Here is a 17,704-nt window from a genome sequence, read left to right as displayed (position 1 = left end):
TGGAGGCGATTGTGGCGGAAAGGGAACGCGCGAGGGTCCTCTGAGCGTCATGTGAGGTGGACGCGTCGTGGTCGCCGGGCACTTGGCTCGCGGGCGGGTCGCTGTTCCGGGGCGTTGTCAGTGGTGGGGCGTAGTGTTCTGGGCAGTGGGGGACGAACTGCCGGGCCTGGCCGGGCGGTCTGCCGTGCTCCGCCAGGGGACGGGAGCAAGCACATGCGGGGGAGCCCATGAGTACGACCGACGCCGGTTCCGCGGTGATCACCCTGAGCGAGGCCGAGCTGGACCCGTGGGTGACCCACGCGTCGACGCGGCACTGGCTGGCCGGCCCCGGCCTGCCGTCCGGTAACGGCCTGCTGAGCTTCGAGGAGCTGAGCCGGGAGGGGCTGCGCACGGTCGCGGACTCGACGGGCGGCCCGGACGGCCTCCTCTCGGCGGAGCTGCGCGAGCAGCTGGTGATAGGCGGACTGCTGGGCCCCGGCGGCCTGGAGACGGAATCGGTCCTGCTGGACGGCGCGACGGGCGAGATCTCGACGACGCAGTTCCTGCCCGACCGCCCCGACCTGATGGACCGCCGCCCCCTGGCGCCCTCCCTGCGGACGCTGGTCCGCTTCGCCGAGGCGACGGACGAACTGGCGGGTCTGCGCGGCCAGTTCGCCTCCTACGCGGGCCGGTTCGGCCCCAAGGCGGTGGCGGAGGCTTCCCAGCACCTGCTGTCGGTCTTCCGTGACGGGGCGGACGGCGAACCGGCCCCGTTCTGGAAGATGGCAGCCCTGATCCGACCCCTGTCCCTGGTCGCGGGCCGGGGCGGCACCTCCGGCCTGTCCCTGGACCTCCCGCACCGCCTGCTGGACCAGGAGTTCGGCCCCGGCAAGGTGGCCCGCTTCGAGGACGTCGACTTCCCCGCCACCCTCACGCACGAGCCGACCCGCCGCTTCCTGCGCGAGGTGGGTCTGCCGGAGGACGCCCACGTCTTCTCCCTCGACACGGACGTACCGCTGGCGACGCTGTCCGAGTACGACGCCGACCGGGACGCCCCGGCGGCCCTCCCCTCCGGGGCGCACTGCCTGATACGGCTCGGCCACCTGGTCGAGGACAGCAGCCTGGTCATCGACGGCGCGACGGGCGCGGTCCTCCACTGGAGCGAACCCGAGGCGACGCTCTCCCCCCTGAACACGGACGTCTCGACCCTCGCCTTCACTCTCTGGCTCCTGCACCGCGAGCGCACGCTGGACGCCCAGTCGGACCACGAGCTGACGACCGACACGTACGACCAGCTGGCCATGACGATGCTCCAGGTCCTGTCCACCGTCGACCCGACGGGCGTCTCGGCGGGCCGGACCGGCCGCCACTACTGGACGCGGGCGTTCCGGGACGAGGCGGGTGGGGTGTTGTGAGCCGGCCGGCCGCTCAGGTCCGCTGACCCGGGCCGGCCACGGCTCACGCGTCTGACGGGCCGTGACGTGCTCCCGGAGTCGACGGTCGCGCCGGGGCGCTCCGTCCGTTTGCTCCAGGTGCGCCCTGATCGCGCCCTGGTGCACCCCAGGACACCGCCCGCACGCTCGGACCCATGGGGGATACACGCGAGCCGAGCATCATCCCGCTACCCGGACCTGACGGTCACCGGCAGGCGCCCTTGGGTGTGCCGCAGCCCTGGGAGAAGACCGACCGGGCCCAGGCCGCGATGGAAGGCGCCACCGGGCCGGAGCCACCCGCTCCGCCCGTCTGCCCCAACTGCGGGCTTGTCGGTGATCGGCGTGTCACCTACTACGGCTGGCACGTCCTCCTCGAACCGGACATGCCGGTGCCCGCGCACATGGTGCCCGCCTGGCACCGCTGGTACGTCGACGCCAACGGCACGGCCTGGAACAGCCGTGAGGACGAGCCCGTGCCCGGTGCGGTGTGCCGGGTGCCGCACCGGATCGCCTGTCCCGGTCTGAGGCTCGAGGAGGTCGGTCTCTGGCGGTGGCTGGACGCCGTACGCGCGGAGAACGCGCGCCGGGCGCGGCGCGAGGCCGAGGGGGAAACCGACCCGGGAGCCCTTCCGGCCGCCGGCTGACGCTGTCGGCCCCTGGAAGATCCCTTGGCTATTACTTCAGGAGACCCCTCAGGAGATCCCTCAGGAGATCCCTGAGTAGATTCCTCAGGAGATCCCGCAGTGTTTCCGCAAAGGGAGAAGACCGTCCCGGAGCCGCCTGACGTGGATGCCGGACGCGGCCCACGCGCTGGTCGTCGACGTCGCCTCGGAGGTCGGAGGGGAGGCCGGGGGATCGCGGGGCGGTTGAGGGCGCTGTGACGTCGGTCCCACCCGGAGGTGCCCCGGGCCGGTCCGCGCGTTGAGCGACTCGGGGCGCCGGTAGGGTGGCCCGGTTGTCATACGTAGCCGAGCCGTCAGGCTCCCTCGAACGAGCCGCCCGACCCTCAACGGAGACCGTGACTACCACCGCCGGCACCAGCTCTGCCTCGCACCACCTGTCCCCGGCGTTCCCCGGCCGCGCCCCCTGGGGTACCGCCAGCAAGCTGCGCGCCTGGCAGCAGGGCGCGATGGACAAGTACATCCAGGAGCAGCCGCGGGACTTCCTGGCGGTCGCCACCCCCGGCGCCGGCAAGACGACCTTCGCGCTGACGCTGGCCTCCTGGCTGTTGCACCACCACGTCGTGCAGCAGGTGACCGTGGTGGCCCCGACCGAGCACCTGAAGAAGCAGTGGGCCGAGGCCGCGGCCCGGATAGGGATCAAGCTCGACCCGGAGTACAGCGCCGGGCCGCTCGGCCGGGAGTACCACGGCGTCGCCGTGACGTACGCCGGTGTCGGCGTCCGGCCCATGCTGCACCGCAACCGCGTGGAGCAGCGCAAGACCCTCGTCATCCTCGACGAGATCCACCACGCCGGTGACAGCAAGTCCTGGGGCGAGGCCTGCCTGGAGGCCTTCGAGCCCGCGACTCGACGGCTGGCCCTTACCGGTACGCCCTTCCGGTCGGACACCAACCCCATCCCCTTCGTGACGTACGAGGAGGGGAACGACGGGATCCGGCGGTCCGCCGCCGACTACACCTACGGCTACGGCAACGCCCTCGCCGACAACGTGGTGCGGCCCGTCATCTTCCTCTCCTACAGCGGCAACATGCGCTGGCGCACCAAGGCCGGTGACGAGATCGCCGCGCGGCTCGGCGAGCCGATGACCAAGGACGCCATCAGTCAGGCCTGGCGGACCGCGCTCGATCCGCGCGGTGAGTGGATGCCGTCTGTGCTGCGCGCCGCCGATCACCGGCTGACCGAGGTGCGGAAGGCCATCCCGGACGCGGGTGCCCTCGTCATCGCCTCCGACCAGGACTCGGCGCGGGCGTACGCCAAGCTCATCCGGGAGATCACAGGCAGCAAGGCGACCCTCGTGCTGTCCGACGACTCCGGGGCCTCCGAGCGGATCGACGAGTTCAGCGCGAACAACGACCGGTGGATGGTCGCGGTCCGGATGGTGTCCGAGGGCGTCGACGTGCCGCGGCTCGCGGTCGGGGTGTACGCCACCACCATCTCGACGCCGCTCTTCTTCGCGCAGGCCGTGGGGCGTTTCGTGCGGTCCCGGCGGCGCGGCGAGACCGCGTCGGTGTTCCTGCCGACCGTGCCCGACCTGCTCTCCTTCGCCAACGAGATGGAGCGCGAGCGCGACCACGTCCTCGACAAGCCCAAGAAGGAGGGCGAGGAGGATCCGTACGCCGAGTCCGAGAAGGAGATGGACGAGGCGAACCGGGAGCAGGACGAGGACACCGGCGAGCAGGACATGCTGCCCTTCGAGGCGCTGGAGTCCGACGCCGTCTTCGACCGGGTCATGTACAACGGCGCCGAGTTCGGTATGCAGGCCCACCCGGGGAGTGAGGAGGAGCAGGACTACCTCGGCATCCCCGGGCTGCTGGAGCCCGACCAGGTCCAGCTGCTGCTGCAGAAGCGGCAGGCCCGGCAGATCGCGCACAGCCGCAAGAAGCCGGACGAGGAGGCCGACCTGCTCGAAGTGCCCGCCGAGCGGCGGCCGGTGGTCTCCCACAAGGAGATGATGGAGCTGCGGCGGCAGCTCAACACGATGGTCGGCGCGTACGTCCACCAGAGCGGCAAGCCGCACGGGGTGATCCACACCGAGCTGCGGCGGGTGTGCGGCGGGCCTCCGGCGGCGGAGGCGACGGCGGGGCAGTTGCGGCAGCGGATCGCCAAGGTGCAGGAGTGGGCCACGCGGATGCGGTGACGGTGTGGGTGCGGGTGGCCGGTGCGCATACCGCCGCAAAGGTGAGCAGTACACACCCGCCGCTGCCCGGATTCTGGACGGAGCCTTCCGCTCAGCGAACCTGCTTCGCTACTGTCCCGCTACGCATACGCCCCGTGGCAGTGCCGCCGCGGAGCGCAGCCGTGAAGCGACGCGGCCCGGACAGGCCGGGCCGCCGGCCGATCGGCGGCCTCTGAAGCGCGTTGCCGCCGGGACTCGGTGACGCATCCGCCGACCAGGGAGCCGCCGACCTCACCACTAAGGAGTGGGCGTCGTGACCGCGGAGACCTCCCAGACGCTCGATCGGGGACTGCGTGTCCTCAAGCTGCTGGCCGACACGGACCACGGGCTGACCGTGACCGAGCTCTCTCTCAGGCTGGGCGTGAACCGGACCGTCGTGTACCGGTTGCTCGCCACGCTGGAACAGCACGCCCTCATACGCCGTGACCTGGGCGGACGTGCCCGCGTCGGGCTGGGCGTGCTGCGCCTTGGACGGCAGGTCCATCCGCTCGTACGGGAGGCCGCGATGCCGGCGCTGCGGTCGCTGGCCGAGGACATCGGCGCGACGGCGCACCTGACCCTGGTCGACGGGGCGGACGCGCTGGCCGTGGCCGTGGTGGAGCCGACTTGGACGGACTACCACGTCGCCTACCGCGCGGGGTTCCGCCACCCCCTGGACCGGGGCGCCGCGGGCAAGGCGATCCTGGCGGCCCGGCAGCATCCGAGGGCCGACCCGGGCTACACCCTGACGCAGGGCGAGCTGGAGGCCGGCGCGTGCGGGGCGGCGGCGCCGCTGCTGGGCGTGACGGGCGTCGAGGGCAGTGTGGGCGTGGTGATGCTGGCGGACGTGGTGCCGGAGCGGGTGGGCCCGAGGGTGATGGACGCGGCACGGGAGGTCGCGGAGGCGCTGAGCTGACGCACGCCGCATTCGCCCACAGCGTCCGTCCGGCCCGGGGCCGGACGCCCTGGTACCGGCCGGGTCCCACCCCCGCGTTAGATTGATGCCGTGTTCTCTCGCCTCACGCGCCCCCGGACCATCGCCGTCTGCGCCCTGCCCGTCGTGGCCCTGCTCGCCACGGCGGCCTTCGCGCCGCTGCCGTTCTCGGTGGCGCAGCCGGGGATGACGGCGAACGTGCTCGGCGAGAACAAGGGCGCCGAGGTGATCACCATCTCGGGCGCGCCCGTCCGGAACACCCGTGGTCAGCTGCGGATGACGACCATCGAGGCGACCTCCCCGGACACCCGTGTCTCCCTCCCGGACGTCATCGACGGCTGGTTCCGCAACGACCAGGCGGTCATGCCGCGCGACTCCGTCTACCCGAGCGGGGACAACGTCAAGGAGATCGAGCGGCACAACGAGCGGCAGATGCGGGAGTCCCAGGACGCGGCGACGCAGGCCGCGCTGGGGTACCTCGGCCTCGACGACAAGGACGTCGAGGTCAGCCTGAAGCTCGCGGACGTGGGCGGGCCCAGTGCGGGGCTGCTGTTCTCCCTGGGGATCATCGACAAGCTCGACGGCGACGGCACCGGAGGGGATCTCACGGGGGGCCGGGTCATCGCCGGCACGGGCACGATCGACGCGGCCGGCAAGGTCGGTGCGGTGGGGGGCGTCTCCCTCAAGACGCAGGCCGCCAAGCGTGACGGTGCGACGGTGTTCCTGGTGCCGAAGGCGGAGTGCGGGGACGCGCGGGCGGAGCTGCCGAAGGGACTGCGGCTGATCCCCGTGACCACGCTGAAGGGCACGGTGAGTTCCCTGCTGGCCCTGGAGACGGGCAAGGGGTCCGTGCCCAGCTGTTAGTGGGCGGGGGCTGCCGTCCCCGGCCGGGTGGCGAGCCGTAAACCGACCTCTACGAGGGTCCAGCCGACCAGCGTCCGGAGGTCTCGTCGGTGCCCGGTGGCGGGGCGGGCGTCGGCCTCGGCGCGGAGTTCGGCGGCGCGGGCGTGGTGCAGGGTGAGGTGGATGTCGGGGTGCATCTCAGTCCGTCCTGATCGGGAAGGCGTGGGTGTGGAGGCGGACCTGCTCGGCGCCGGGGGTGTCCTCGGCGGCCGCGCGGTCGCGGTAGGTCTCGATCAGCGCGTGCATCTTCTCGACGAGCTCCTGTGTCAGTTCGGGCGTCAGTCGCAGGGTCGCGCTGCTCATGTCTCCGACGTGGCGCCACTCCTCGGGCCATGAGCCGCGGTTGCCCAGCCACGTCGACAGGTCCCGGGTCTGCGTGGTGGCGGCCTCGTGGAGGTACATGTCCGCAGCGCCGCGTACCGCCGGGTCCGAGTCGTCGAGTAGGTCGGTGTCGAAACGCAGGCCGCGGTAGGCCGCCTTCCACCACCGCTCGCGCCCCTTGCCTCGCTCGGGGGCGTCCTCGACGAAGCCGTACTCTGCGAGTTGGCGCAGGTGGTAGCTGGCAGCCCCGCTGGACTCGCCCAGCTTCGCGGCCAATTGCGAGGCGGTGGCTGGGCCACCGAAGCGCAGGGCGTCCAGCAACTGCATCCGCAGGGGGTGCGCGAGCCCGCGCAGGGATCGGGCGTCGAGTTGCCGTACTTGTGGGTTCTGAGGTTCGGTCACGGTGCAAAGGTATCCTTGCAAAGAAATCCTTGCAAGGGTCTCTTTGTAACTCTGCTCGCTCCGTGGTCACCCCTCCCTGACAAACCCCTCCTCCACCATCCAGTCCAGCGCCACCTGATGCGGATCCTCCCCGTCCACGTCCACCTTCGCGTTCAGCGTCCGGGCCACGGTGTTGTTCAGCCTCGCCGTCACCGGGTTCAGGACCTCCGCGATCGCCGGCCACTCCTTCAACGTCCTCGCGTTGATCATCGGCGCGGCGTTGTAGTTGGGGAAGAACTTCCTGTCGTCGTCCATCACCGCCAGGTTCATGGACTTGATGCGCCCGTCGGTGGTGAACACCTCCCCGTAGGTGCAGTTGCCCTTCGCGGTCTGCGTGTAGATGATCCCGGTGTCCATCTGCGTGATGTTCCGCGCCGGCACGTCCATGCCGTAGGCCTTCTGCATGCCCGGCAACCCGTCCGCCCGGTTCGCGAACTCCACCTCCACGCACAGCTTCACGGCCCCCGGGTCGGACTTCGCCAGCCTCGCCACGTCCGACGTGGTCTTCGTGCCGTACTTCTGCGCGTTCTCCTGGTTCATCGCCAGCGCGTACGTGTTGTCGAGTGCCGAAGGCGGCAGCCAGGCCAGCCCGTTCTTCGCGTCCTCCTTCTTCACCGCCTCCCACTGCTGCTGCGGATCGGTGATCGGCTCGCTGTGCCCGAGGTACGTGATCCAGGCCGTGCCCGTGTACTCGTACCCGGCGTCCGCGTCGCCCTTGCGGACCGCCTCGCGGCTGCCGAGGGAACCCTGGATGCCGGTGCGGTCGATCACGTCCGCGCCGGCCGCCTCGAACGCGATGCCCATGATCGCGCCGAGGATCAGCTGCTCGGTGAACGACTTCGACGTCACCGTCAGATGCGCGCCCTCCAGCGGCTCACCCCGGCCGATCGAGCCCGGCTCCACGTCGTCGGTCAGTGGAGAGCCGCTGGTCAGGCCGCAGCCGGCCGCTGCCATCAGCAGGCCTGCCGCCGACAGGCACGTACGTCGCCTCATGGCTGCAGTCCCCGCGGCCGCAGCATCAGTTCGGCGATCGACGCCAGCCAGTCCACCAGGAGCGCCAGCACCACCGTGAGGATCGACCCCAGCACCAGCACCGGCATCCGCTGGTTGGTGATCCCCGTCGTGATCAGCACGCCGAGGCCGCCGCCCCCGCCGAAGACCGCCAGGGTCGCCGTACCGACGTTCAGGACGAGGGCCGTGCGCACGCCCGCCAGGACCAGCGGGACCGCGAGGGGAAGTTCCACCCGGGTCAGTACCCCCATCGGGGACATGCCGATGCCACGGGCCGCCTCCAGCAGGGTCGGGTCGTTCGCCTTCAGGCCCGCGATCGTGTTGGCGAGCACGGGCAGGATGGCGTAGACGATGATGCCGATCAGGGCGGCTCTGCGGCCGATGCCCAGCCAGATCACCAGGAGGGCGAGCAGACCGATCGCCGGGGTCGCCTGGCCCGTGTTGGCGAGGGCCATGGCCGCCGGCGAGGCCCTGCTCATCGCCCCGCGGGTCAGCAGGATGCCCAGCGGGATCGCGATGATCAGCACGAAGAACGTGGAGATCACCGTCAGCTGGATGTGCTGCCACAGCGCCTTGGTGACCTGGCCGCCCGACAGGGCGTTGCGGGTGAGCGCGTCCAGGTCGGCCTGCTGGAACCAGAGCCAGGTGGCGAGCAGCACGGCGATCAGGGTGACCGGCAGGAGCGTCAGCTTCTGCCAGGTGAGACGGACGGGCGGGCGCTCCGGTGGGGGCGCCTCATCGAGAGGCCCGGAGGTCTCCTCGACCTCCGTGGCCGTCACCGTTCCCCTCCCGGGCCGCTCACGACGGCCGGGCCTGTGGCCCCCTCCTGCTCCGCGTGTGTCTGCGCGGCACGCAGCGACTCCAGTTCGTGCTGGTGCTCCATCGCGTCGAGCCGGTCGGCCTCCAGCATCTCGTGCACGGAGTTCATGAGCGTCTCCATGTCGACGACGCCCGTGTACTCCCCGCGCCGCCCGGTCACCGCCACGCGCCCCGCGTTGTCGGTGAGCACCGCCTCCAGCGCGTCCCGCAGGGTGGCGTCCCGGGTGACCGTGTCGTGCACCAGGGTTCCGGCCCGGGCCAGTGAGCCCCGGGCCCGCACCAGGTCGCCGCGCCGCAGCCACTTGTAGGGGCGGCCGCGCCGGTCGAGCAGCAGGATCTCGCTGGTGCCGCTCGCCCGCAGCCGGTTGAAGATCTGCTGAAGGGAGTCGTCGACCGTGACCGTCGGGTAGCCGGTGATCTCCACGTCCCGTACGCGGGTCAGGTTCAGCCGCTTCAGCGCCGCACCGGCGCCCACGAAGCCGGACACGAAGTCGTCGGCCGGGTTGGTCAGGATCGCCTCGGGGCTGTCGAACTGCGCGATGTGCGACCGCTCGCGCAGCACCGCGATCCGGTCGCCGATCTTGATCGCCTCGTCGAAGTCGTGGGTGACGAAGACGATCGTCTTGTGCAGCTCGTGCTGCAGGCGGATCAGCTCGTCCTGGAGGTGGTCCCGGGTGATCGGGTCCACCGCCCCGAACGGCTCGTCCATCAGCAGCACCGGGGGATCGGCGGCCAGGGCCCGGGCCACGCCCACGCGCTGCTGCTGCCCACCGGAGAGCTGGCGCGGGTAGCGGCCGCGGAACTCCGCGGGGTCGAGGCCGACGAGGTCGAGGAGTTCCTCGGTCCGTTCCCTGATCCGCCCCTTCGGCCAGCCGATCATCTTCGGGACGACCCCGATGTTCTGCGCGACCGTCATGTGCGGGAAGAGCCCGGCGGACTGGATGGCGTAGCCGACCTTGCGCCGCAGCCTGACCGGGTCCATGTCGGTGACGTCCTCGCCGCCGATGCGGATGCGGCCGCCGGTCGGCTCGATCAGCCGGTTGATCATCTTGAGGGTGGTCGACTTCCCGCAGCCCGACGGGCCGACGAAGACGACGACCTCGCCCGCCCTGATCTCCATGCTCACGTTGTCCACGGCCGGCTGCGCACTGCCGGGGTAGCGCTTGGTCAGGCTCTCCAGCTCGATGGACGCCCCGTGGTCGCCGGTCTCAGGCACGGATCCCCCTGGGAATGGTCAGCCGTCCGATCAGGACGTACGCGGCGTCGAACAGCAGCGCCAGGACGATGATGCCGAGCGTGCCCGCGAGGACCTGGTTGAGCGCGTTGGCACTGCCCAGCGAGGCGAGGCCGCGGAAGATGACGTTGCCGAGGCCGGGACCGGAGGCGTAGGCGGCGATGGCCGCGATGCCCATCAGCATCTGGGTGGAGACCCGGATCCCGGTCAGGATCGGCGGCCAGGCCAGCGGCAGCTCGATCCGCAGCAACCGGGCCGGCCGGGACATCCCGATGCCCGTGGCCGCGTCCACCAGCGTCGGGTCGACCCCGCGCAGCCCGACGATCGCGTTGCGCACCACTGGCAGCAGCCCGTACAGCGTCAGCGCGATCACCGTCGGCGGCACGCCCAGCCCGACGATCGGGATGAGCAGACCGATCAGGGCGAGCGCCGGCACGGTCAGGATGGTGGCGGTGGTCGTGGTCGCGAGGTTCCCGGCCCACGTGCTGCGGTAGGTGGCGACACCGATCAGCACCCCGAGCAGGGTCGCGACGACCATGCACTGGAAGACGGCGCTCGCGTGCTGGTAGGCGTCCGCGAGTAGCTGCTGGTGCCGGTTGACCAGGTACTCCCAGAAGTTCACACGCGCTCACCCCAAGCCTCAGGTCTCCTCCGCGGCCTGCTCCACGAGCGGGATGATCCGCAGCGGAACGGGGTTCTCCATGACGATCGCCGTGGAGGCCCGGACGATGCCATCAAAACCGACGACCCGGTCGATCACACGCTGGAGATCGGCGTTCGAGCGGGCCACGAGCCGGCACAGCATGTCCCCGCTGCCGGTGGTCGTGTGCAGCTCCAGCACCTCCGGCACGGTCGCCAAGTGGGCCCGTACGTCGGCGCCTTGTCCCTGCCGGATCTGCAGCGTCGCGAACGCCGTGACCGGGTAGCCGAGCGCCGCCGGATCCACCTCCGGACCAAATCCGCGGATGACTCCGTTCGACTGAAGCCGGTCCAGCCGCGCCTGCACCGTGCCCCGGGCCACACCCAGCCGCCGGGACATCTCCAGCACCCCGATCCGCGGCTCCCGCGCCAGCAGCAGGATGATCCGGCCGTCCAGATGATCGATCGCCACAGCAGCCTCCCGGCATGGTCATCCTGTACAGAAGGGTCGTCAATGCAGCCGTATTGCTGAACATATTGCCCAGCCAAAACGCAAACTATTGCGCACCTTGCCGACCGGGGAGACCCTGCGGCTATGACGCAGACCACACACCACACTCCCGACACCGCCCGGCAGGCCGACCCCTTCCCGGTCAAGGGAATGGACGCGGTCGTCTTCGCCGTGGGCAACGCCAAGCAGGCGGCGCACTACTACTCCACCGCCTTCGGCATGAAGCTGGTCGCCTACTCCGGACCGGAGAACGGCAGCCGCGAGACCGCGAGCTACGTGCTGGAGAACGGCTCGGCCCGGTTCGTCCTCACCTCGGCCATCCAGCCCGCCACGGACTGGGGCCACTTCCTCGCCCGGCACGTGGCCGAGCACGGCGACGGCGTCGTCGACCTCGCCATCGAGGTCCCGGACGCGCGCGCAGCGTACGCCTACGCCCTCGAACACGGCGCCCGTTCGGTGGCCGAGCCGTACGAGCGGAAGGACGAGCACGGCACGGTCGTCCTGGCCGCGATCGCCACCTACGGCGAGACCCGCCACACCCTCGTCGAGCGCTCCGGCTACGACGGCCCCTACCTGCCCGGCTACGTCGCGGCCGAGCCGATCGTCGAGCCGCCCGCGCAGCGCACCTTCCAGGCGATCGACCACTGCGTCGGCAACGTCGAGCTCGGCCGGATGAACGAGTGGGTCGGCTTCTACAACAGGGTGATGGGCTTCACGAACATGAAGGAGTTCGTGGGCGACGACATCGCCACCGAGTACAGCGCGCTGATGTCGAAGGTCGTCGCCGACGGCACGCTCAAGGTCAAGTTCCCGATCAACGAACCGGCCATCGCCAGGAAGAAGTCCCAGATCGACGAGTATCTGGAGTTCTACGGCGGGGCGGGAGTGCAGCACATCGCGCTCAACACGAACGACATCGTGCAGACGGTCCGCACCATGCGCGCGGCCGGTGTCGAGTTCCTCAACACGCCCGACTCCTACTACGACACGCTGGGGGAGTGGGTCGGCGAGACCCGCGTCCCGATCGACACCCTGCGCGAACTGAGGATCCTCGCCGACCGCGACGAGGACGGCTACCTGCTGCAGATCTTCACCAAGCCGGTCCAGGACCGTCCGACCGTCTTCTTCGAGATCATCGAGCGCCACGGCTCGATGGGCTTCGGCAAGGGCAACTTCAAGGCCCTCTTCGAGGCGATCGAGCGCGAGCAGGCCCGCCGCGGCAACCTGTGACCCGATCGCCCCACCGAGCCCGTGCGGGTGTCACGGGGCACCCGCGCGGGCGCGGCGGGTGCCGGAGCGATCCGCGCCGGGATGCAACCAGAGAGGCGGAAGGGCAGCATGAGAAAGGTGCAGCCTCTTGGAGGTGTTGAGGATGCGACGAGCATGCGCCACCGCCGCGGCCCTGATCCTTCCCCTCGCCCTTGCGGGAGGGACTGCCGCCGCAGCGCCACAAGGCACTCCACCGTCTCGAACCGCCGAGGTCCTCCCAGCCCAAGGGGGACCGGAAGACATATGTGACTACACCGACCGCCGGCCCAACCTTCAGCGCGGGTCATCCGGTTCCGCCGTACGACAAGCCCAGTGCTATCTGAACCAGGCCGTCGACGCCGGCCTGGACGAGGATGGGGACTTCGGCCAGGAGACGCGACGTGCAACCAGGTACTTCCAGCGATGCGCCGGCATCGTCGTCGATGGACGCATCGGTGCTCAGAGCTGGTCGTTCCTTTCCTTCTGGGCCAACGACCCGGGACGCCCCTTCTGCTGATCGGGTCTGCCCGGAACGGTTCACACCGACCGCCCCCGGTGCGAACCTGTGATCATGAGCCGTAGCGAAGCGCCCCGTTCCGAAGACGCAGACGCCGCAGCGACCGGCGGCCTCGTCGACTCCCTGCTCAGCGGCCTGCCCGCGGAGGCCGTCCTCACCGATCCCGACGTCACGGCCTCCTACTCCAACGACATGGCGAGCTTCTGCCCGGCCGGCACCCCGGCCGTCGTCGTGCTGCCCCGCACGGCCGAACAGGTCCAGCACGTGATGCGCACCGCCACCGCCCTGCGCGTCCCCGTCGTCCCGCAGGGCGCCCGTACCGGACTGTCCGGCGCCGCGAACGCCTCCGAGGGCTGCATCGTGCTCTCCCTGACCAGGATGGACCGGATCCTGGAGATCAACCCGGTCGACCGCGTCGCCGTGGTCGAGCCGGGCGTCGTCAACGCCGCCCTGTCCCGGGCCGTCGGCGAACACGGCCTGTACTACCCGCCGGACCCCTCCAGCTGGGAGATGTGCACCATCGGCGGCAACATCGGCACCGCCTCCGGCGGCCTGTGCTGCGTGAAGTACGGGGTCACCGCCGAGTACGTCCTCGGGCTGGACGTGGTGCTGGCCGACGGGCGGCTCATGTCCACCGGCCGCCGCACCGCCAAGGGCGTCGCCGGGTACGACCTGACCCGCCTGTTCGTCGGCTCCGAGGGCTCGCTCGGCATCGTCGTGCGCGCCGTCCTCGCACTGCGTCCCAAGCCGCCCGCCCAGCTGGTGCTGGCCGCCGAGTTCGCCTCCGGGGCCGCCGCCTGCGACGCCGTGTGCCGGATCACGGAGGGCGGCCACGTCCCGTCACTCCTCGAACTCATGGACCGTACGACGGTCAAGGCCGTCAACGACCTCGCGCAGATGGGCCTCCCCGAGACCACCGAAGCCCTGCTCCTGGCCGCCTTCGACACCACCGCCCCGGCCGCCGACCTCGCCGCCGTCGGCGCGCTGTGCGAGGCCGCCGGCGCCACCCAGGTCGTACCGGCCGACGACGCGGCCGAGTCCGAACTGCTGCTCCAGGCACGCCGGCTGTCGCTCACCGCGCTCGAAGCCGTCAAGGGCGTCACGATGATCGACGACGTGTGCGTGCCGCGCTCCCGGCTCGCCGAGATGCTCGACGGGGTCGACCGGATCGCCGAGAAGTACCAGCTCACCATCGGTGTCGTCGCCCACGCGGGCGACGGCAACACCCACCCGACGGTCTGTTTCGACCCGGCGGACCCCGACGAGTCCCGGCGCGCCCGCGAGTCCTTCGACGAGATCATGGCCCTCGGCCTGGAACTCGGCGGCACCATCACCGGCGAACACGGCGTCGGCGTACTGAAGAAGGAGTGGCTGGCGCGCGAGATCGGCCCCGTCGGGATGGAGATGCAGCGAGCCGTCAAGCGGGCCTTCGACCCGCTGAACATCCTGAACCCGGGCAAGCTCTTCTGACGCCGGTGTCCTCACTGGGCGAGCAGCTCGTCCAACTCGTCGTCGAGACCGAGCTGCTCACCCTCCGCCCCGGGCGGAACCACCCGCAGGGTGCGCTCCAGCCAGGCCGACACCGGGGCCGCCGGTGCTTCCAGCAGGGCGTCCCCGTCGGGCGAACTCAGCGCCATCAGCACGACGCTGCGCCCCCCGGTCTTCGCCGGCCACACCCGCACGTCCCCCTGCCCGCAGGGCCGGAACACCCCCTCCACCAGCAGGTCCCGGGCGAACGTCCAGTGCACCGGGTGCTCGGAGTCGATGTGGAAGGTGACGTGCACGGCGTATGGGTCGCCGGTGACGTACCCGAGCAGGGCCGGCACCGCGACCCTGTGCTCCGGCGACAGGACGAGTTCCAGCTCCAGTTCCCGCTCCACCACGGTCCGCATGGCGGTGTTCCCTTCTCCTGACGGCTGCCCGCGAGGGCCGGTCAGCATCAGAGAGCGGGCGGGGGCCGCGGCATTACGCGCGTTGCCGCAAGTTTCTTTTCTCGCAGGGGGATCCGCCGGGGTGGCGCCGTGCGTAGCACATCGGTGCTCGAAAGGGGTGGGTCCGGTGGGAGCGGCGGTGGGGCTTGCGCCTGTCTGATAGATGTGGAGGCCCTCATATGGCCCTCGAGCAGATACGGGACGACGGACATGAGCGCCCCAACCCCGGCCCCCGGTGACGACAGGCCCCGCGAAGGGTATTACCCGGACCCGTCCATTCCTGGATACGTCCGGTACTGGAACGGTGCCTCCTGGGTGCCGGGCACCAGCCGTCCGGCGCCCAAGGACGGCGAGTCGTTCGCGCCGCCGCCCGGTGCGGGGGCGGCTCCCGCCGCCTCGGTCGAGGAGACCGGCCCGCACTTCTTCGACGAGGACCCGGCCGACGAGCCCGCCGCCGACGCCCAGCACGGCAGCCGTCCCGAACCGGCCTCCGCCTGGGGCGCCGACCGCTCCCGCCAGTCCGGCTTCGGGAGCGACCAGGACCGCCGTGTGTCGTGGGGCGCACCGCAGGGGGCACAGGGGGGCCAGGGCGGGGCCCAGCAGGGGACGGACCCGAGGGTGCCGCACGCCGACCGGCAGCCGGACGGGGAGTCGGTCCGCGCCGACGGCAAGGTCCCGGCTTCGCCCGCGCAGGGGGGATCCCCGTCGCGGGCCGGTCAGGAGCCGAACGCGGCGGCCGACGGCACGTTCGTGTTCCGCCGCCCGACGGGGAAGTCCGGGGGAGGGGCCGCCGCGGACGCCCCCGACGAGGGCACGATGACGTTCCGGGCGGTGTCTCCGCGCGCGGGAGGCTCCGGCGGTGGCGCGAAGCCGCCGGGGTCCCCGGGTGGCGGGGCCGGCGGTTCCGGGGTCAACTCCGGGGCCGCGGGCTTCGGTTCCGTGGACCCGGGCATCGGCGCGCCGGCGGGGCCGTCCGGCCCCGCCGGCCACTCCGGTGCTTCGGGCTTCGGCCCGGCGGGACCCGCCTTCGGCGGCCAGGCCGGATCGGCGGCCTCCGGTGCCGCCCCGTCGGGACCCGCCTTCGGCGCGCAGGGCGGCGCGGCGGGCTCCGGCGGCAACTCCGGGAGCCCGGGCTTCGGCTCGGCCGGTCCGGCCGTGCCGGGTACCGGCCAGGCGGGGCCCGCCTTCGGCGCACAGCCCGGGGCGGCCGGTTCCGGCAGCGGTCCGGCCGGGCCCGGCTTCGGCGCCGGCAAGGCCGCCGCCGCCCGGGCCGCCGCGCAGGGAGGCGCCCAGGCCCCGGCAGCGCTGTCGGGCCCCCAGGCGGCCCCCGTCCCCCCGCAGTCCGCCGGACCCGGCAGCCCCCAGCCCGCCGCCGCCTCCCCGGCCACGCCTCTGAGCGCCGGCCTTGGCGGCGGTCAGTCCTCCTGGGCGCAGCAGGTGCACCGGCTCGCCGGAGGCGGTGGCGGGGACGAGCAGCCCGTCGCGCCCTGGAAGCCGCCGGTCGAGGACGTGTTCCAGGCGGCCGCCCGGCGCCAGGCGTCGGCCCGCCCCGCAGGACTCGGCAAGCGGCTCGCCGCCCGTCTGCTGGACACCGTCGTCCTGGCCTGCCTCACCGCCGCGGCCGCCGTCCCGCTCGGCATGAAGGCCGTGGACCACGTCAACGAGAAGATCGACGAGGCCCGGCTCTCCGGCGAGACCGTCACGGTCTGGCTGCTCGACGGCACCACGTCGGTGTACCTCGGCATCATCGTGGCCGTCCTGCTGCTCGCCGGTCTCCTCTCCGAGGTGCTGCCCACCGCCAAGTGGGGCCGCACCCTCGGCAAGAAGCTGATGGGTCTCGACGTGCGGGACATCGAGGGCCACGACGTCCCGGGCTTCGGCGCGTCCCTGCGCCGCTGGCTGGTCTACAGCGTGCCCGGGCTCCTCGTCATCGGGATCGTGGGCGTCGCCTGGTGCCTCTTCGACCGGCCGTGGCGCCAGTGCTGGCACGACAAGGTCGCGCACACGTTCGTGGCGGGCTGAGCGACGCCACCATCGGACAGGCGTGACGGTGGCCGTAAGGGCGTGTGCCCCGAAGCCGTACGCCGACTCCGGGAGGGCGGTGCGGCGCGGCGGCACCAGAAAATTTCGTACCTCGGACGGCCGTCTGCCGGATGCGGAGCCGGGAGGTTCGCGGTCGACTCGGGCCATGAGCAGTGAACCGCCCCCCGGCTCCGGTCAGCGACCCCCGGAAGACGACCCGTTCAGGAAGCGGCCCCCGAGCGAGCAGCCCGGCGAGGGCGCGGGTTCGCCGTACGGCAGCGAACCCCCGCCGTCGTACCCGGGCGGTGGTCCGGGCGGCCCGGGCGGTGACCCGTACGGCGGCGGTGCGGGCGGCTTCGGAGGCGGCCCGCCCGGCGGTGGTCCCCCCGGCGGCGGCCCCTACGGCGGCGGTCCCTCCTCCTCCGACCCCCTCGCCGGGATGCCCCCGCTCGCCGACAGTGGCAAGCGCACGCTCGCCCGCATCATCGACATGATCCTGGTGGGCGTCGTCGTCTGGCTGCTCACCTGGGGCTTCGGCGTCAACGAGTACGACGTGGACAGCGACCGCATCGAGGTCGGCAAGTCCTTCGGGCAGTCGGCGGTCGCCGCCGTCCTCTACATCGCCTACGACACCGTCATGACCACCCGGACCGGTCAGACCCTGGGCAAGAGGCTGCTGAACCTGCGAGTGGCCAACCTCGACAACGGCGCGACGCCCTCCGTGCAGACCGCGCTGATGCGCGCGGCGGTGCTGTGGATCCCCTTCGCCTTCTGCTGCGCCTGCGTCTGGACCGCGATCTCGGGTGGCTGGAGCTTCTTCGACCGCCCCTACAAGCAGGGCCTGCACGACAAGGCAGCCAAAACGGTCGTGGTCAGCACCGTGTGAGGCAGGGCGGGATCACCGCGTGGTGAGGCGGGCGGGTGG

The 17,704-nt window shown here is 71.6% G+C and carries 18 protein-coding genes; 10 read left to right on the top strand and 8 right to left on the bottom strand.

Features of this window, described 5'->3' with window-relative positions; translation table 11 throughout:
* The first annotated feature begins 227 nt into the window (after positions 1 to 227).
* From ACZ5TL_RS10220 to ACZ5TL_RS10200, 5 genes are all read left to right on the top strand, one after another.
* Positions 228 to 1,394 (top strand): SUKH-4 family immunity protein, encoded by a 1,167-nt coding sequence (locus tag ACZ5TL_RS10220; protein WP_468588923.1) that lies wholly within the window; start codon positions 228 to 230, stop codon positions 1,392 to 1,394.
* 173 nt (positions 1,395 to 1,567) lie between these two features.
* A complete protein-coding gene (locus ACZ5TL_RS10215) occupies positions 1,568 to 2,056 on the top strand; it encodes a DUF6083 domain-containing protein (protein WP_468588922.1) in 489 nt (162 codons plus the stop codon).
* 374 nt (positions 2,057 to 2,430) lie between these two features.
* Positions 2,431 to 4,230 (top strand): DEAD/DEAH box helicase, encoded by a 1,800-nt coding sequence (locus ACZ5TL_RS10210; RefSeq protein ID WP_468588921.1) that lies wholly within the window; start codon positions 2,431 to 2,433, stop codon positions 4,228 to 4,230.
* A 292-nt stretch (positions 4,231 to 4,522) separates the two neighbouring features.
* On the top strand, positions 4,523 to 5,164 hold the full coding sequence (locus ACZ5TL_RS10205) for an IclR family transcriptional regulator (protein WP_468588920.1): 642 nt from the start codon (positions 4,523 to 4,525) through the stop codon (positions 5,162 to 5,164).
* Between the two features lie 90 nt (positions 5,165 to 5,254).
* Complete coding sequence (locus ACZ5TL_RS10200; protein ID WP_468588919.1) at positions 5,255 to 6,046, top strand: S16 family serine protease; 792 nt, start codon at positions 5,255 to 5,257, stop codon at positions 6,044 to 6,046.
* On the opposite strand, the gene ACZ5TL_RS10195 is transcribed toward ACZ5TL_RS10200, so the two are convergent.
* From ACZ5TL_RS10195 to ACZ5TL_RS10165, 7 genes are all read right to left on the bottom strand, one after another.
* On the bottom strand, positions 6,043 to 6,222 hold the full coding sequence (locus ACZ5TL_RS10195) for a hypothetical protein (protein ID WP_468588918.1): 180 nt from the start codon (positions 6,220 to 6,222) through the stop codon (positions 6,043 to 6,045). The genes ACZ5TL_RS10200 and ACZ5TL_RS10195 overlap by 4 nt on opposite strands.
* 1 nt (position 6,223) lies before the next feature.
* A complete protein-coding gene (locus ACZ5TL_RS10190) occupies positions 6,224 to 6,808 on the bottom strand; it encodes an ArsR/SmtB family transcription factor (protein WP_468588917.1) in 585 nt (194 codons plus the stop codon).
* Between the two features lie 66 nt (positions 6,809 to 6,874).
* Positions 6,875 to 7,840 (bottom strand): glycine betaine ABC transporter substrate-binding protein, encoded by a 966-nt coding sequence (locus tag ACZ5TL_RS10185; RefSeq protein WP_468588916.1) that lies wholly within the window; start codon positions 7,838 to 7,840, stop codon positions 6,875 to 6,877.
* On the bottom strand, positions 7,837 to 8,637 hold the full coding sequence (locus ACZ5TL_RS10180; RefSeq protein WP_468588915.1) for an ABC transporter permease: 801 nt from the start codon (positions 8,635 to 8,637) through the stop codon (positions 7,837 to 7,839). The genes ACZ5TL_RS10185 and ACZ5TL_RS10180 overlap by 4 nt, the downstream gene beginning before the upstream one ends.
* Positions 8,634 to 9,893, bottom strand: a complete 1,260-nt coding sequence (locus tag ACZ5TL_RS10175; RefSeq protein ID WP_468588914.1) for a betaine/proline/choline family ABC transporter ATP-binding protein — start codon at positions 9,891 to 9,893, stop codon at positions 8,634 to 8,636. Before ACZ5TL_RS10175 ends, ACZ5TL_RS10180 begins: the two co-directional genes overlap by 4 nt.
* Positions 9,886 to 10,533 carry an ABC transporter permease gene (locus ACZ5TL_RS10170; RefSeq protein WP_468588913.1) on the bottom strand — a complete coding sequence of 216 codons (648 nt, stop codon included), beginning with the start codon at positions 10,531 to 10,533 and terminating at the stop codon, positions 9,886 to 9,888. Before ACZ5TL_RS10170 ends, ACZ5TL_RS10175 begins: the two co-directional genes overlap by 8 nt.
* Before the next feature lie 18 nt (positions 10,534 to 10,551).
* Positions 10,552 to 11,022, bottom strand: a complete 471-nt coding sequence (locus ACZ5TL_RS10165; protein ID WP_020277695.1) for an Lrp/AsnC family transcriptional regulator — start codon at positions 11,020 to 11,022, stop codon at positions 10,552 to 10,554.
* 123 nt (positions 11,023 to 11,145) lie between these two features.
* Here ACZ5TL_RS10165 and hppD point away from each other — a divergent pair, with 123 nt between their 5' ends.
* From hppD to ACZ5TL_RS10150, 3 genes are all read left to right on the top strand, one after another.
* A complete protein-coding gene (hppD, locus tag ACZ5TL_RS10160; RefSeq protein ID WP_468588912.1) occupies positions 11,146 to 12,291 on the top strand; it encodes a 4-hydroxyphenylpyruvate dioxygenase in 1,146 nt (381 codons plus the stop codon).
* 142 nt (positions 12,292 to 12,433) lie between these two features.
* Positions 12,434 to 12,826 (top strand): peptidoglycan-binding domain-containing protein, encoded by a 393-nt coding sequence (locus ACZ5TL_RS10155; protein WP_468589012.1) that lies wholly within the window; start codon positions 12,434 to 12,436, stop codon positions 12,824 to 12,826.
* Positions 12,827 to 12,874: 48 nt separating this feature from the next.
* A complete protein-coding gene (locus tag ACZ5TL_RS10150) occupies positions 12,875 to 14,296 on the top strand; it encodes an FAD-binding oxidoreductase (protein WP_468588911.1) in 1,422 nt (473 codons plus the stop codon).
* An 11-nt stretch (positions 14,297 to 14,307) separates the two neighbouring features.
* Here ACZ5TL_RS10150 and ACZ5TL_RS10145 read toward each other — a convergent pair whose 3' ends face one another.
* Positions 14,308 to 14,718 carry an SsgA family sporulation/cell division regulator gene (locus ACZ5TL_RS10145; protein WP_468588910.1) on the bottom strand — a complete coding sequence of 137 codons (411 nt, stop codon included), beginning with the start codon at positions 14,716 to 14,718 and terminating at the stop codon, positions 14,308 to 14,310.
* Positions 14,719 to 14,967: 249 nt separating this feature from the next.
* Between ACZ5TL_RS10145 and ACZ5TL_RS10140 the strand changes: the two genes are divergently transcribed.
* Positions 14,968 to 16,779, top strand: a complete 1,812-nt coding sequence (locus tag ACZ5TL_RS10140) for an RDD family protein (RefSeq protein ID WP_468588909.1) — start codon at positions 14,968 to 14,970, stop codon at positions 16,777 to 16,779.
* A gap of 166 nt (positions 16,780 to 16,945) precedes the next feature.
* Positions 16,946 to 17,665, top strand: a complete 720-nt coding sequence (locus ACZ5TL_RS10135) for an RDD family protein (protein WP_468588908.1) — start codon at positions 16,946 to 16,948, stop codon at positions 17,663 to 17,665.
* Positions 17,666 to 17,704: the final 39 nt, after the last annotated feature.

This window comes from Streptomyces sp. NPDC033136 (assembly GCF_055578235.1).
Note: the sequence above shows the minus strand (reverse complement) of the source record. Positions and strands in the feature narration are given on the sequence as shown.